This window comes from Methanovulcanius yangii (assembly GCF_018687785.1).
GTDB lineage: Archaea > Halobacteriota > Methanomicrobia > Methanomicrobiales > Methanomicrobiaceae > Methanovulcanius > Methanovulcanius yangii.
Genome location: NZ_LTBL01000001.1, coordinates 1,735,902 through 1,750,056, shown reverse-complemented (window position 1 = coordinate 1,750,056; position 14,155 = coordinate 1,735,902). Strand labels below are relative to the sequence as shown.

Genomic DNA, 14,155 nt, shown 5'->3' with positions numbered 1-14,155 from the left:
TTGTGGAGATCAGGGATGATCCCCGTCCCTGAGGATCATCGTACCGACACCACTGTCCGTGAAGAGTTCCAGAAGAAGGCTGTGGTCGCGGTTGCCGTTGAGGATATGCGCATGAGACACTCCTTCCATGAGTGCCTTGATGCACCCCTCGAGTTTCGGGATCATACCGCCGACGATGGTCCCGTCCTCGATGAGGCGTGCCGCTTCGGAGACCTGGAGACGCTGATAGGTCCGCGTACGGGTCTGGTTCATGACGCCGTCCACATCGGAGAGGTTGATGAGCTTGTAGGCCCCGAGCGCGATTGCAATCTCCGACGCGGCGGTGTCGGCGTTCACATTCAGGGAACGCCCGGCCCGGTCGATTGCCACCGGGGAGACGACGGGAATATAGCCCTTTCCGATCAGGACCTCGAGGATGCCCGGATTGATCTTCTCCACATCCCCCACGAGGCCGAGGTCGACCTCGTGCTCCTCGTCATCGACCATGACCCGCCGGGTGCCGGCCTTGCGGGCGAACATCAGGTTGCCGTCATTGCCGGAGAGCCCGACACCGAGGGCACCGAACTTCGAGATGAGAGAGACGATACCGTCGTTGATCTTGCCGACGAGGACCATCTGGGCGATCTCCATCGTCTCCGCATCGGTCACCCGCAGCCCTGCAACAAACTTCGGCTGTTTGCCCATCTGCTCCATCTTCTGGGTAATCTCCGGTCCGCCCCCGTGGACGACGACGACGTTCATCCCCACATACCTGAGGAGCACGATATCCTGGATCACCGTATCCAGTATCTTCGGGTCGACCATGGCGTGTCCCCCCAGTTTGACGACGATCGTCTTGCCGTGGAACCGCTGGATATACGGCATCGCCTCCATCAGGACTTCTTCACGTTTCATGCCTGTTCCTCACTCATCCCCGCCTTGCGTTCATCATTCTCCCTCCTGCGGGAGTGGACGGTCGGCGGGGCTAATCATCACAGATTGGGAGCACCATACGATAAAGCTGCTTCCGCAGTGAATACACCTGCAGGGCGACACCCCGCCGTATCCATCCGGCTTCCGTGGAAAAATGAGGTACAACCCTGACGGTCGTGTACAGAAAACAGAAGGCGATCGTAACCTTTCGGCGCACTGCGTTGACCAAAAGCCTGCATCCGAATCAGCCTTCCGGCCTGATGCTCTCCAGCATCGCCCTGACCTGTGCCTCGAATTCCCGGTCGGGCATGCTGAACGTGCCGTACTCGCCGAGAAATTCCCGCTCGGCGACAAGCGTGTTGAGGAGGATCGGCAGACCGCTCATACCCGTGCCCTGCCCCTTCTGGCGGCAGTACCGGGCGGGACCTCTTCTTCCCGCCCCCCTTTGGTGCCGCCTGCGGATCGTACGCCGAAGAGTCCCCTGCAAATGCCTCGATGATGGTGGCAAACAGCCGGGCATTTTCACGCGCCGCCTGTACGCTCCCGCAGACATCGGGGTCCAGGCATGCATAGGCCGCCTCCTTCACTCTGTCGAGCGCGATGGCAAGACAGGACATGCGTTCGGTGAATGATGAACCCATACCGATCACCTCCTGAGAGAACGGCCACCACCGTAAAGGTTTCTGTCCCCGGCATCACCGGGAAACGGGTCTGAAGGGGCCCGGCCTCTCGGGCAAAAAAAGGATATCAGGTGGTGTACTTTCCGTTGATCTCCACGTACTTCTCGGTGAGATCACAGCCCCACGCGCTCGCGGACTCTGCTCCCGCCCCCAGATCGAACCCGAAGATCACGGTGTCGCTCTTCATCAGGTCCTTTGCGGCGGCGAGTGCCGCAGGGTTTACCATATCATCGGCGAGGATCTCGCCCCGGCGTGCCAGCACGACCTCCGCGTCCCCCTCGCCGATGGTAATGGTCGCCATATTCGGGTCGAATGCGACCCCCGCCCGTCCGGCGGCCCCGATGATCCGACCCCAGTTCGGGTCTTCGCCGTAGACGGCGGTCTTGACAAGCGGGGATCCCACGACGGTGCGGGCAATTTCGGCCGCATCCTCCTCGCGGGCGGCACCGGTCACCCGCACCTCGATGAGTTTCGTCGCCCCTTCGCCGTCCCGGGCAATCTGGCGGGCGAGGCTGATACAGACCTCCTCGAGGGCCCCGTAGAGCTCCTCCGCATCCGCCGGACCCCGCATCCCGGTCGCCGTCACGAAGACGCAATCGTTGGTGGAGGTGTCCCCGTCGACCACCACGCGGTTGAAGCTCCGGTCGACGGCACGGGTGAGCATTTGCTGAAGAACCGGTGCCGGCACCTCTGCGTCGGTATAGACGAACCCGAGCATCGTCCCCATATTCGGGGCGATCATCCCGGAGCCCTTGGTGATGCCCGCAACGGTAAACCCGTCCCTCCGGGCACAGGCATGTTTGGGGATGAGGTCCGTCGTCATGATGGCGGCCGCGGCTGCATCCTCCGCCGCCGCATCGGACCGGATCCCTCCTGCAATGGCCGCGGCCTGCCGTTCGATGATCTCCATCTTCATAAACCGGCCGATGACACCCGTCGAGGCGACACCGATCATATCCGGAGTGGTCCCGAGAGCCTCCGCACCGATCTCCGCCATCCGGCGGGCGTCGGCGAGCCCACGCTCCCCCGTATAGACGTTGGCATTGCCGGAGTTGACGATGATCCCGTCGAGTCGGCCCGCCGCCATCCGCTCCCGCATCAGGTGGACCGGTTCGGCGGCAAAGAGGTTGCGGGTAAAGACGGCCGCCGCCGTCCCCGACGCCCTGATGAGCGCAAGACCATACTTGCCTTCCTTGATGCCGGCGCAGGAGACCCCTTCCACTGCGCAGATGCTCTTCATTCCTCCTCCGATTCGTCCGGGTTGTAGCGGGACCCGAGGCCGTGGACGATATCCGCACGGGTGAGGATGCCGGCAAGGACCCCGTTCTCCAGGACCGGAAGACGGGCCACCCCTTCCTTCATCATCAGGGAGGCGGCCGCCTCGATGTCCTCGTCCCCGTCGATGGCGATGACGTCATCGGTCATCACCTCGGAGACGGGCATTTCCCCGATATCCGAGAGCGCCTCCTTCGTCTTCTCCCAGTTCATCAGCTCCCGGATGGGAATCTCGATGATCTCGAAGGGGGAGGGAAGCCAGAGATCGTCGCTGATCTCCGGAGGATTCAGGAGCGAGAGAATGTCCGTCTCGGTCACAATCCCCACGAGGTTGTCGCCTTCCACGACCGGCAGACCGCCGATACGGTTCTTCTTCATCGTCTTTGAGACCTCGGCGACCGGCGTGTCCGGGGCGACCGTGATCGGGTTTCGGGTCATCACTTCACTGACTTTCATCACATACACCTCTGGTGCGGCACAGCCCCCCCTACGGGAGAAGGGGAACGACCCCCAGTCCGTCGGTCTCGGGCAGGCCGCAGATGATATTCATATTCTGGAGTGCCTGGCCGGACGCTCCCTTCACGAGATTGTCGATCGCCGAGACGGCGACGACACGGCGGCCGCCTGCCTCGACCTCGATGGCGACGTCGCAGAAGTTGCTCCCGCGAACCCCGGCGAGTGACGGGGACTGGAGCCGGATAAAATGCTCGCCTGCATAGAAGTCCCGGTAGAGCGCCTCTGCCTCGTCCTGAGTTATCGGGTCGTCCAGCAATATATGTGCCGTCGTCAGGATGCCGCGGTTCACCGGCAGGAGATGCGGGGTGAAATGGACGGACGCGGCCGACCCGAGTCGTCCCGCCTCCATCTTCATCTCCGCGAGGTGGCGGTGGGCGGTCCACTTGTATGCGGTCAGGTTGTCATGCACATGGCAGAAATGGTTCGTAGCCGAAGGGTTGACCCCCGCACCCGAGACCCCGGTCTTCGAGTCGTAGATGATGGTCGCAGCCCTGGCCGCAAGCGGTGCCGCCGCAAGCGTCGCCCCCGTCGGGAAACAGCCGGGGTTCGAGACGAACTGTGCTCCCCGGATCTCCTCCCGGTGCAGTTCCGGCAGGCCGTACGGCGCCTCGAAGTAATGGGTGTGGGTGACGCCGTAGACCGTCTCGAAGATGTCTTTCGGGAGCCGGTAATCGGCCGAGAGGTCGATGACCTTAATCCCGCGTTCGAGAAGCCCGCCCGCATACTGCATCGCCGCGGTGTGCGGCACCGCGAGAAATGCGACGTCTGCATCGATATCACCCGTTTCCGGGTTCGTGTACCTGAGCTCGGTGATCCCCCTGAGATGGGGATGGGTGACCGCAACCCCGGTCCCCTCCAGTTTTCGCGAGGTCGCACATGTCACCTCCGCAGATGAATGGCCGGCGCAGAGGCGGATGAGCTCCCCGCCCGTAAAGCCGGATGCGCCGATGATTGCAATCTCCATGATCAAAGGTATGTTTAAAACGAGTTAATCCTTCCCGCCCACTGCAAGAAGCCCCTCCGCAACCGCCGCGATTCTCTCATTGTCCTCGAGATTGTCGAGGAGTGCGGGGGAGAACGCCCCCGTCCCCCAGCGTGCGCCGAGCCACGCCCCGCAGAGAAAGGCGATGGTGTCGCTGTTCCCGCCGATATGTGCCGCAAGGGGAAGAAGGAGATCGGAATCCCCGTACCGGGAGATCAGGTAGACTGTCATCGGGAGCGTCTGGTATACCGATATGTCATTTCCTATGACGGGGAGGACCGCCTCGAGGGAGAATCCCTCCCGGGAGAGGTCGCGTGCGGTGGCGATGCGGGAGGAGAGGAGCGGGTCCATCGACCGGGCACAGAGTTCGGCCACGTGGACGGGATCACCGTTTCCGGCAAGGGTCGCCCGCAGGAGCATTGCAAACGAAACCGCCCCTGCCTGGGCGGCAATATGGGTATGGGTGACGGCACAGGCAGCGGTGAGTTCCTCATACAGGCGGTCGGGTTCGCCGATGGCAAGGGCAAAGGGAACGGCAAGCGGCATGCACCCGGCACCGGGCGACTCCACGCCCGTCTTCCCCGGTCCCTGGGCCGCATACCGCCGGCAGGCGGTCAGGACGGGCCCGTCGGGGAAACGAAAGCCCTCATCCTCATCGAGGGCAGCGAGTTTGGCTGCATACCGCTCCGGGGTGAATGTTTTGTCCGCGAGGAGCTCTCCTGCAAGGAGCATCAGCTGGGTATCATCCGTATAACTTCCCGGAGAAAGCCCCGCATTGGGGTGGTGCCGGTGGGCGGCACGGTACTCCACTGTCACCCTGTCGGGACGCGGCGGCATGGTCTCCCCCGGCATCCCGAGGGCGTCTCCCGCGGCCGCCCCCAGCATACACCCCCTGTACCGGGATATCATGGAGAGGTATCCCGTCGCCGCTCAGATAAACCTATCCTCACCGGTGCCCCGCCGCAGACCGTGGCGGTTGAGGACGACGAGCTTCTCCTCGGTCATCTCCCTTATGGCATAACGGGGCCCTTCCCGCCCCATTCCCGAGAGCCGGACCCCCCCGTACGGCATCGCATCGGTCCGGAAGGTCGGGATGTCGCCTACCATCAGTCCCCCGACAGGGATGCACCGGACGGCCTCCATGATGCGGTCCATATCATTCGTGAAGATGCCTGCCTGGAGGCCGTAGGGCGTGTCGGCCGCCATCGCAAGAGCCTCATCCCACGTCTCGTAGGGGAGGAGGACGACCGCCGGGGCGAAGAGCTCGGTGGCGCAGACGGCGGCACCCGCAGTCGCCATCCCCAGCACCGTCGGGACGACCATCCGGCCCTCCCTCGTCCCGCCGCAGAGCAGTTCGGCCCCTCCCCCGACCGCGTCGCGTATCTTCTTCTCCGCCGTCTCCGCAGCCCACTCCGAGATGAGCGGACCCACGTCGGTTGCGGGGTCCGCCGGGTCTCCGGTGACGAGGCCCGCAACCCTTCTTACGACCATATCGCAGAGGTGGTCATAGACCGGACGGTGGACCAGCACCCGCTGGGTGGAGATGCAGACCTGACCGCTGTTTGAATATCCTCCCTGGACAATCCGCTCGGCGGCATACTCCAGCGGGGCGTCGCTGTGGACGATGACGGCGGCATTGCCCCCCAGCTCCAGAGCGACGTGGCGGGCCGCGGTGGCACGCTTCAGGTGCCAGCCCACCGACGGGCTGCCGGTAAACGAGAGGACCGCCACCCGCGGATCTTTCGCCATCCACTCCGCATCTTCGGCAGTGCAGGGGAGGACCGAGAGTGCCGCCGGGGGAACTCCGGCATCGAGCGCCATCTCCCCGAGAAGGAGCGTTGCAACCGGTGTCGCGGTGGACGGTTTGAGGACGATCGGGCACCCGGCAGCGATGGCGGGGCCCAGTTTGTGACAGGCAAGATTCAGGGGGAAGTTGAAGGGGGTGATCCCCAGCACCACTCCTGCCGGCACCCTCGTCAGAAACCCGGTCCGCCCGTCCGCTGCGGCGTCGCGGTCAAGGGGCAGGATATCGCCCTCGCAACGGGTTGCCTCCTCGGCCGTAAGCAGGATGGTCGACGCCGCACGCATCACCTCGGCTTCGGCGAATTTCCGTGGTTTGCCCACCTCTCGTACGAGGATGTCCGCCAGTTCGTCGCTGTGATCCTCAATGGCTCTTCCAAGGCAGGAGAGAATCTCCGCCCGCCGGTAGGCCGGAAGAGTCGCCATCTCCCCGCACGCACCGGCGGCACGGGCAAGCGCCTCACCACACTCGTGGCGGCCGGGACGGCAGACGGACGCGACCAGCGACCCGTCATACGGGCTGCGCACCTCAAAGGTATTCCCGCACGTCTCCCGGACTCCTCCAACAATACAGGGCATCGGCTGTTCCATGCACCAGCAGTGTCCCCGAGAGGTCAAAAATGGATCGGTCTGCCCGCATATGCTCAAATAATTTACCCCGAATGGATAATATCATATTTTGATATGCCCAATAGTACTCCATATGTTCTCTCACCGGGTCTTTACCACCGATTTCAGGACCGCACTCGAAGAGGAGCTCGAACGCAAGGATATGAGCATCAAGGAACTTGCGGAGCGTGCGGGAATCCCGGCGGCGACCCTCTACAAGATCACCTCCGGCGAGCGCGACCCCCGGTTTTCAACCGTGAAGGCCATCGCCGACGCCCTCGACCCGCGGGAACGAGACTTCGTTGCGGTTATCGCTGCTAAGTTTCTGCTTGACGAACTCCAGGGGACGACCGCCACCGCAGGCGGGATGACCTACCGCATCCGGGGATATACCGCAAATACGATGGAAGAGTGCATCATCGCCGCCGTGCGGGCGGAAAAAGACGGGGCGGCAGGGATTATCTGCGCTCCCATCCTCTCCACCCTTGTGGAGCGGATCGTTGATATTCCGGTCGCGATCATCAAGCCGAACCCGGAGGCGTACGTCGGTGCCTTCGAATCGATCGTGCGCATGATCGAATAAAGGGAAAAACCCTAAAAAAAGGGAACGGGACATCCGCTCCTCAATCTATTTTCTGCGGAGAAGAGGCGTCGTACCTATCAGTCCTGCTGCCGCGACCAGTGCCGCGGGAGCCGCCTGCCCGGTCGGCGTGGCCGCCTCTCCACCGGCCGGCGGCTCCGGTGTGGCCGGAGAGGCACGAGGCGTCTGCTCCACCTCGACGGCAGTGCCGCCTGCTCCCGTGGCGGGTATCACGTCTCCCTCCGCCACGCAGTTTCCATCCAGCGCATAGAGGGAGACATCAGAGGTGGTTGTTACGGCAGCCATGGTAGCGTCGCCATTCAGGGCGATTCCCGTGCATCCGGCAGGGAGGCTGACGGAGACCAGTTCTGTTCCCGTCCGGTCAAAGAGGGCAAAGCCCTCCGCACCACAGACGGCGATACGGTCTCCGTCACGACTTACCGCAACCCCTTCAGGACGCAGGACGGCGGCGGACCAGAGGAGAAGCCCCGTCCGGGAGAGGGTGTGTACCATGCCATCGCCGGTACACGCCACGATGGTCCGGGCCCCGTCGGAAGAGGCGATGTCGGCCACTGCTTTTGGTGATGCCCGGTACTCCCAGAAGGCGGCTCCCCCGCCGCGGGAGGTGAGAATCACCGAACCACTCTCGGTACCGGCGGCGAGATACTCCGTCCCGGGAACGAGCGATACCGCAAAGTAATCCTCGCCCGTTTCCCTCTCGGTCGCGGTATCCTCCGTGAGACTGCCCTCGACGACGGTCGACCCATCGGTCGATGCGACATAGGTTGTCCCGTCAGGTGACACCGCGATGCTCCGGATCACATTGAAGACTTTTCTGCCCCCATACTCCGTCCCGTCGGCGTCGTATACCTGGATGTCGAAACCGCCGGCAAGGACCGGTTCGGCGCCGTCGGGGAGCGCCACATCATACATCCGCACCGGAGAGCTCCACTGCACCACTCCGTCGGCGGAGAGGACGACCAAACCGTCCTCCCCTGCCGCACTGACCGTCGTTCCGTCGCCGGAGATGGCAACCGAACGGACACCCGTTCCCCCGATCGTATGCGTCCAGAGGGGACCGTCGGCCGCTGCGGCGACCGGTGCCCAGAGGACGAGCAGGAGGAGGGAGATTACGAGCAGAGAGGCCGCCTTCATGCCCTCCCTCTTCCCCGGAGACCAAGGATGCCCATGGCGATACACCCGCCGAGGGCGCCGGCGAGCGGCAGCGGTGACTGTGTCGTCTCGGGCGTCGGTGTCGAGGCGGCACCGAATATTTCCGGATGGATGTCGGCCGCGACCTCTTCGAGGGCATCGACGATCCGCGGGCCGCCACGGTCGATCATGTCCGACTCGGCGATATACACCCGGCCTTCACGGATGGCGGTGACCCCCTGGAGCCGTGGTTCCTCCATCATATACGAATAGATGAGATCATATCCGCCGTCCCCCATACCGCTGCCCGAGTTGACGAGGATGATGTCGGGGTTGGTCGTGATGAAGTCCTCAAGCCCGACGACCTGCCATCCCTCGACGTTCGGGAAGGCATTCTTTGCATGGGCGATCTCGAACATCTCGTCCTGGAAGGTTTCCGACCCGCTCACCCAGATGGGGTCATACCAGACGACGTGGGCGACGGTGGGCTCGCTGGAGGCAGCAGCCGCCTTCGTTCGTACTGCCGCAATCCTCGCCTCCATGGAAGATGCGATGGCTTCTGCCTCCTGTGCATTCCCGGTCACGGTGCCGACGAGCCGGACATCATCGACGACACCCTGTATGGAGGCGGGGTTGAGGGAGACGACGGTGAGGCCCAGACCCTCGATGTAGTTGACGACCTCCTCGCTATTGCCGAGCGCCGCGAGGACGAGGTCGGGCTGTGCAGCAACCACCTTCTCGATGTTGACGCTGCTGTACCCGCCGACCTTCTCGACATCCGCCGTTGCCGCCGGGTAGTTGCAGTAGTCGGTCACCCCGACGACGCGATCGCCCGCACCGACGGCATAGACGATCTCGGTGTTCGACGGAGCAAGAGAGACGATCCGCTGCGGAACGCCCTGGACGGTGACGGTCCTGCCGAAGTCATCGGTCACCGTGACGGGCCCGCCGGCCGGCACCGCGGAGGTTGGGACCGGCGACGGCGAGGAGAGATTCACTGCCGCTCCGGTCGCCGCCGGAGATATTGCACTGCCGGTTGACGCCGCTGACATACCAGCGCCCGGCAGAACGGGATACGGGTGCCCGAGGAGGGCGGGGACGGCGGAGGCCGTCATCCGGCAGGGGTTGTCCGTCAGGACCGGGGTCCACTTGAAATACCCCTCTCCCGCCTGGGCCGAAAGAAGGTGGGAGACGGGGGTTGCCCCCTCTTTCGTCCATGTGGCCGGGTTCTCGCCTGCCGCAACGAGGGCCTGTATCACCCAGGCGTCCGAGGCGGTGTTTGCCGCACTCGAACCGCCGTAATTGAAGCCGCCGTTTGCGCACTGGACATCACGGAAGAACCCGACCGCATTCGTGATCACGGGCGCCGACCGGGGCGTTCCGGCCGCAATCAGGGCCTCGACCGCCGAGGCGGTGTCGTCGCAGTCGCTCTCGGCGCCGGGCGTCCACCCGAACCCGCCGTCAGCATTCTGCCGGGAGGTGAGCCATGTCGTCGCCGCGGAGGTGTCCTCTCCTGCAGCCGCAAGCGCCATGACCGCCCAGTTCGTCGTATAGATGTGGTCCCCGAACGAGCCCGACGGCTCCTGCTTCGCCTTGAGAGAAGCAACGAAGTCGGTTCCCTCAAAGGTGTACGGGTCTTCCCCGACCGCAAGGATGGTGAGGATCATCTTCGCGGTCTCGGCCGTGCCGTCGATGGCGACGGTCTCCGGGGCGGCAACCGCATGAAGGTAATCAATCGCCGAGACGCCGTTTTTCGTCCAGGTATCCGGATCCTCGCCGGCGGCGACGATGGCCATGATCACCCACGTCGAGGTCGCAGGGCTCGTCTCCCGTCCGTCTTCGCCGAACCCGCCGTCGTCCCGCTGGCAGGACTGCATGTAGGCGAGGGCCGATTCCATCTGCGAATCACCGGGCGAAAGCGGGTACGCTCCCACTCCTGCGGTGCACGCGATGCTGCAGAGCAGCACTATCGAAAAAAAGATGAAATTAGTTCTTTTTGCTACCATATCTTCCACTCCACCATGAGAGAGCCAATCCTGCACCGGCAAGGCCGGCAAGCGCAGGGAACGGGGTCTGTGCCGGTTCGGTGTTCTCCCCGGCAGATGTCGATTCAGGCGTCTGCTCTGCATCGGACAGGACATTTCCTGCCGGAGGCTCCCCTGCCGCAATGAGCACGAAGGAGGAGAAGCCCGCCGGGGAATCGGCTTCGATGGAGACAGTGGTGCCTTCGAATCTGACCGTGGGAACGATGACCTCGACATTCCCATCGTTTCCGATATGTACGATGCGAAGGCTCTTAGCTCCTCCGTGGTCGTTCACCCACGCCGCATCCATCACAATCATCATTGATGCCGTGCCGATATCCTCGCCGTTGACAAGGTTCATGGTATCCACATCAATGGCATACGCGACGGCCGCCGGGTATGGTGCACCCGCGAGGCCGTCAAGCATTTCCCGGGTCTCCGCAAGGGACGGGCCGGTGCTGACGGAGGTGAGAATCCGGGCACCGAACGGCACGGAGTAGAGCTCTGCACCCACCGATACCAGGACCTCCCCTGCACCCGGCAATTCATTATCTATGGGCATCGTCCTGACTGTTATTGATTCGATCGGACCGGAGGTGATGCCGCGGATCTCTTTGAAGTCAATGAACCGGATGGAGAGTACGGCATCGCCTCTCGTGATGATCAGGGTGTTTTTGTCCATCATCACGTTCTCACCCGCTGCTCTGGCCGCCGCCATGTCGATGCTCAGCATCATCCGGTTCTGGTCGATGGTGAGAGAGGCCCCTTCGGGCAGGCCGATCGTGCTGATCCGCCCGACTGACGAGGTGGTCATCGTAGGGCTATCGCCGGTGCCGTCATCCGTTCCGTCGCCGTCCCCCGTCATGCCGGTGGTGGCGGTAACCGTCACCGCATACCCGTAGACATGGTCCGACTCGGCCGGGGTGCTGGACATCGACTCGCTCCAGTACCAGATCACCTCGTCCCCGGTTGTGAGGGTGTACGTATTTGCACCGGTGCCCGGACTGGCGCCGTTTACCGTATACATCCACCCAGACGATCCGCTGTTTGCCAGACCGCCAATCTCATCGACGAAGAGCGAGCCATATTCGGTGTAGAAATCGTCATCGACCCCGAAGGAGAGTCCGGCCGCATGGAGGACACCGAGTGCGGTGGTGGCACTTACGTTGTAGGTCTTCCCGCTTGCGCCTTCCACGGAAAAGGTGCCGGGAGTGAGGGTCAGTTTCGTCAGCGGCACGGTGGGAACGGGTACCGGCACAGGGGCGGGGCCGTCGTCGTCACCGTCATCACCACCGGTGGGCACACCGGGCAGGGCAGGCCCGAAGCAGTAGACGGTGTTGTAATATTCACCGCCGATATACAGGCGGCCATCGGCCGTTGCGGGGGAGGAGGAGTAGAACGACGCCCAGTTCCCGTCATCGGGAGCGGTCTGCGTGTAGTGCCATACCTCGTCGCCCGTCCCTCCATCGAGGGCATAGACAGTGCCTGCTGCGTCGCTCGTCGCAAAGTAGACGTTGTCCGTGTCTGTTGCAGGCGAAACACTCACCTTCCCGGCGGCATAGTGCCATGCTTCGGCGCCGGTGGCGGCATCGTAGCAGTGGAGACCATCGGTCTCTCCCACATAGAGATGTCCGTCCCGGAGGGCAGGGGTCCCTGTCGTGCCACCGATCGGCACCGACCAGACGGAGGAGCCATCCACGGCACTGACCGCGACGAGCGAATCATAGGTGGAGAAGTAGACTATCCCGGCCCCACATACGGGGGAGGACCGGATGAGCTCCGTGGTCGTGATGTTCCAGCGCTCCTGGTAGGTAAGGTCATCGATGGCATAGAGCGTGTGCGTCCCGTTGCCGGCGAAGTAGACCGTATCACTGTTGCCGACCGGAGTGGTGAAATACTCGATGGCCCCGCCGGTCTCCTGTTGATACATCAGGGCCCCGTCGAGAGTGAAGACGTTCATCGTGCCGTTCAGTGTGGAGAGGACGAAGAGGCGGTCGTTCCATACACACGGACCGGCGTTCACCTGTGACCACGGAATGACCGCTGCGGCGTCGTCGAGCGGAGAACTCCATACCGTCGTACCGGAACCGGCATCGACGGCATAGAGGACGCCATTCGTTCCCCGGGCAAATATTTTACCGGCGCCGACGGCAAGGGAGGCGACCGATCCGTACCCGTCGGCGAGCGTGTTCTTCCAGGCAAGAGCCCCCGTGCCCGCGTCATAGCAGTAGAGGTACATCTCCTGGTCTGCCTCGGAGAAGAACATATCGGGCCAGGTTGCGATGTAGACCTTTCCGTCATAGAGGAGGGGTGATCCGTCCGGCGACTCGGCCACCTCCGCCTGCCAGCGGATGGTGGCGGTATTCGGCCCGGTGCCCTCTGCCGGTCCGGCCGAAGACGCCGTTCCGGCAACATCGCCGACCGTGATATTCACGTGGACAAGGTCGCTGCCGGTTGCCCATTCGGTATAAGTGAAACGGACAACATCACCGGCTTCGACCCTGTTGCCGCCGAGGCCCATCGGGGCCAAGACATCGTTGATGTATATTGCCCAGTAATACTCCCACCCCGCGGTCTGGTTGGTATGGGCAATGCCAGTGAGCGAGAAGGTCCCGTAGGTAGCATATCCAGAATCACTGGCATAGAAATCAAGGAATCCGGCCTCCGACGCCTGGATCAGGGCCCCGAGGCCCGTATCATTGTTGACGAGGTACTCCGCAGAGGGGTTTTCCGAGGGGGAGAAGAGGAAAGTCGAGTTGTCGAGGGCGACCGTCCCCTCCCATCCCGGAAAGGCGAGCATGTCGTCGATGGTGATGGAGACGGCATATTCCGCATCACCGTGCGCCATCCCGTCCGGGCCGTAGAGGAGTTCGACGACATCGCCTGTCTCCACCTGCACCCCGGACATGCCGGTCATCGAGTACGCCCCGTTGTACCAGAACTGCCAGTATTTCGCGTACCCGGCAGTCGCTTCCACATCACCCACCGGACCGGCAAAGAACCCGGCCCCGTCATAATACGAGTATTCATAGGAGAAGTTGCCGCACAGGGAGGCCTCGTGGAATGCCGCAAAGGCCGTCGTGTTCGACTCGCGGTGGCCGTCGATGTCAAGTGCCGTTCCCCTCACCATCGTTACGCCGCCCGTCCAGCCCGGGAAGGGATTGATATCCCTGACCGTGATGTTCACCACATCGGACGCGGTCGACTCGTTGGTCCCCCACGGCCCGTATGCGAAGACGAGCACATCACCCGCAGCACATTCATAGGTGGAGGCTCCGACGTCGCTCGCATTGCCGTTGACATAGAAATTCCAGTACTCCGTCCAGCCCGGAGCGGTCGAAACGCCTCCGATTGCATCGATAAACGCTCCCATTGAAGGGTCATAGGTCACAACATAATCAAAACCCGTCCCGTTGTCATAGGTCTGTGAAAAGACATCGAGTGCACCGAGGGACGAGGTGTTCGACTCGGTGTGAAGTCCGCCATCCACAGAGAAGGTCATGCCCTGCGTCAGGGTGACATTCCCCGTGTAATTGAACGCCGATGCCGGGGCCATCAGGAGAGCCGCGGCAAGAAGAAGAACAACACCGTATAAAATAATATTATTTTTCATTAACCCAACCTC

General features: G+C 63.0%; 11 protein-coding genes. 1 reads left to right on the top strand and 10 read right to left on the bottom strand.

The window, feature by feature from the left end:
- Nucleotides 1-9 precede the first annotated feature (9 nt).
- The 7 genes from argB to AZH53_RS08785 form a co-directional block, all read right to left on the bottom strand.
- Nucleotides 10-894 (bottom strand): acetylglutamate kinase, encoded by an 885-nt coding sequence (gene argB / locus AZH53_RS08815; protein WP_319643146.1) that lies wholly within the window; start codon nucleotides 892-894, stop codon nucleotides 10-12.
- A 262-nt stretch (nucleotides 895-1,156) separates the two neighbouring features.
- Nucleotides 1,157-1,297: a hypothetical protein gene (locus AZH53_RS08810; protein ID WP_319643145.1), complete on the bottom strand. Its 141-nt coding sequence runs from the start codon at nucleotides 1,295-1,297 to the stop codon at nucleotides 1,157-1,159.
- Nucleotides 1,298-1,659: 362 nt separating this feature from the next.
- On the bottom strand, nucleotides 1,660-2,832 hold the full coding sequence (gene argJ, locus AZH53_RS08805) for a bifunctional ornithine acetyltransferase/N-acetylglutamate synthase (protein WP_319643144.1): 1,173 nt from the start codon (nucleotides 2,830-2,832) through the stop codon (nucleotides 1,660-1,662).
- On the bottom strand, nucleotides 2,829-3,323 hold the full coding sequence (locus AZH53_RS08800; protein WP_319643143.1) for a CBS domain-containing protein: 495 nt from the start codon (nucleotides 3,321-3,323) through the stop codon (nucleotides 2,829-2,831). Before AZH53_RS08800 ends, argJ begins: the two co-directional genes overlap by 4 nt.
- A gap of 31 nt (nucleotides 3,324-3,354) precedes the next feature.
- Nucleotides 3,355-4,347: an N-acetyl-gamma-glutamyl-phosphate reductase gene (argC, locus tag AZH53_RS08795; RefSeq protein ID WP_319643142.1), complete on the bottom strand. Its 993-nt coding sequence runs from the start codon at nucleotides 4,345-4,347 to the stop codon at nucleotides 3,355-3,357.
- 24 nt (nucleotides 4,348-4,371) lie between these two features.
- Nucleotides 4,372-5,274 carry an ADP-ribosylglycohydrolase family protein gene (locus AZH53_RS08790; RefSeq protein WP_319643141.1) on the bottom strand — a complete coding sequence of 301 codons (903 nt, stop codon included), beginning with the start codon at nucleotides 5,272-5,274 and terminating at the stop codon, nucleotides 4,372-4,374.
- 21 nt (nucleotides 5,275-5,295) lie between these two features.
- Nucleotides 5,296-6,756 (bottom strand): aldehyde dehydrogenase family protein, encoded by a 1,461-nt coding sequence (locus tag AZH53_RS08785; protein ID WP_319643140.1) that lies wholly within the window; start codon nucleotides 6,754-6,756, stop codon nucleotides 5,296-5,298.
- Between the two features lie 112 nt (nucleotides 6,757-6,868).
- Here AZH53_RS08785 and AZH53_RS08780 point away from each other — a divergent pair, with 112 nt between their 5' ends.
- Nucleotides 6,869-7,357 carry a helix-turn-helix domain-containing protein gene (locus AZH53_RS08780; RefSeq protein WP_319643139.1) on the top strand — a complete coding sequence of 163 codons (489 nt, stop codon included), beginning with the start codon at nucleotides 6,869-6,871 and terminating at the stop codon, nucleotides 7,355-7,357.
- Between the two features lie 45 nt (nucleotides 7,358-7,402).
- Here the strand turns inward: AZH53_RS08780 and AZH53_RS08775 are convergent, their stop codons facing one another.
- From AZH53_RS08775 to AZH53_RS08765, 3 genes are read right to left on the bottom strand one after another with little or no spacing between them, the layout of a single operon-like run.
- Complete coding sequence (locus AZH53_RS08775; protein WP_319643138.1) at nucleotides 7,403-8,509, bottom strand: WD40 repeat domain-containing protein; 1,107 nt, start codon at nucleotides 8,507-8,509, stop codon at nucleotides 7,403-7,405.
- Nucleotides 8,506-10,512 carry a helical backbone metal receptor gene (locus AZH53_RS08770; RefSeq protein WP_319643137.1) on the bottom strand — a complete coding sequence of 669 codons (2,007 nt, stop codon included), beginning with the start codon at nucleotides 10,510-10,512 and terminating at the stop codon, nucleotides 8,506-8,508. The genes AZH53_RS08775 and AZH53_RS08770 overlap by 4 nt, the downstream gene beginning before the upstream one ends.
- Entirely contained in the window at nucleotides 10,493-14,143 is a 3,651-nt protein-coding gene (locus AZH53_RS08765; RefSeq protein WP_319643136.1) for an outer membrane protein assembly factor BamB family protein, read from the bottom strand. Before AZH53_RS08765 ends, AZH53_RS08770 begins: the two co-directional genes overlap by 20 nt.
- Between the last annotated feature and the right edge of the window lie 12 nt (nucleotides 14,144-14,155).

Coding starts and splice junctions, on each gene's coding strand:
- argB (WP_319643146.1), bottom strand. CDS start 894: ATGAAACGTGAAGAAGTCCTGATGGAGGCGATGCCGTATATCCAGCGG.
- AZH53_RS08810 (WP_319643145.1), bottom strand. CDS start 1,297: ATGAGCGGTCTGCCGATCCTCCTCAACACGCTTGTCGCCGAGCGGGAA.
- argJ (WP_319643144.1), bottom strand. CDS start 2,832: ATGAAGAGCATCTGCGCAGTGGAAGGGGTCTCCTGCGCCGGCATCAAG.
- AZH53_RS08800 (WP_319643143.1), bottom strand. CDS start 3,323: ATGAAAGTCAGTGAAGTGATGACCCGAAACCCGATCACGGTCGCCCCG.
- argC (WP_319643142.1), bottom strand. CDS start 4,347: ATGGAGATTGCAATCATCGGCGCATCCGGCTTTACGGGCGGGGAGCTC.
- AZH53_RS08790 (WP_319643141.1), bottom strand. CDS start 5,274: ATGATATCCCGGTACAGGGGGTGTATGCTGGGGGCGGCCGCGGGAGAC.
- AZH53_RS08785 (WP_319643140.1), bottom strand. CDS start 6,756: ATGGAACAGCCGATGCCCTGTATTGTTGGAGGAGTCCGGGAGACGTGC.
- AZH53_RS08780 (WP_319643139.1), top strand. CDS start 6,869: ATGTTCTCTCACCGGGTCTTTACCACCGATTTCAGGACCGCACTCGAA.
- AZH53_RS08775 (WP_319643138.1), bottom strand. CDS start 8,509: ATGAAGGCGGCCTCTCTGCTCGTAATCTCCCTCCTCCTGCTCGTCCTC.
- AZH53_RS08770 (WP_319643137.1), bottom strand. CDS start 10,512: ATGGTAGCAAAAAGAACTAATTTCATCTTTTTTTCGATAGTGCTGCTC.
- AZH53_RS08765 (WP_319643136.1), bottom strand. CDS start 14,143: ATGAAAAATAATATTATTTTATACGGTGTTGTTCTTCTTCTTGCCGCG.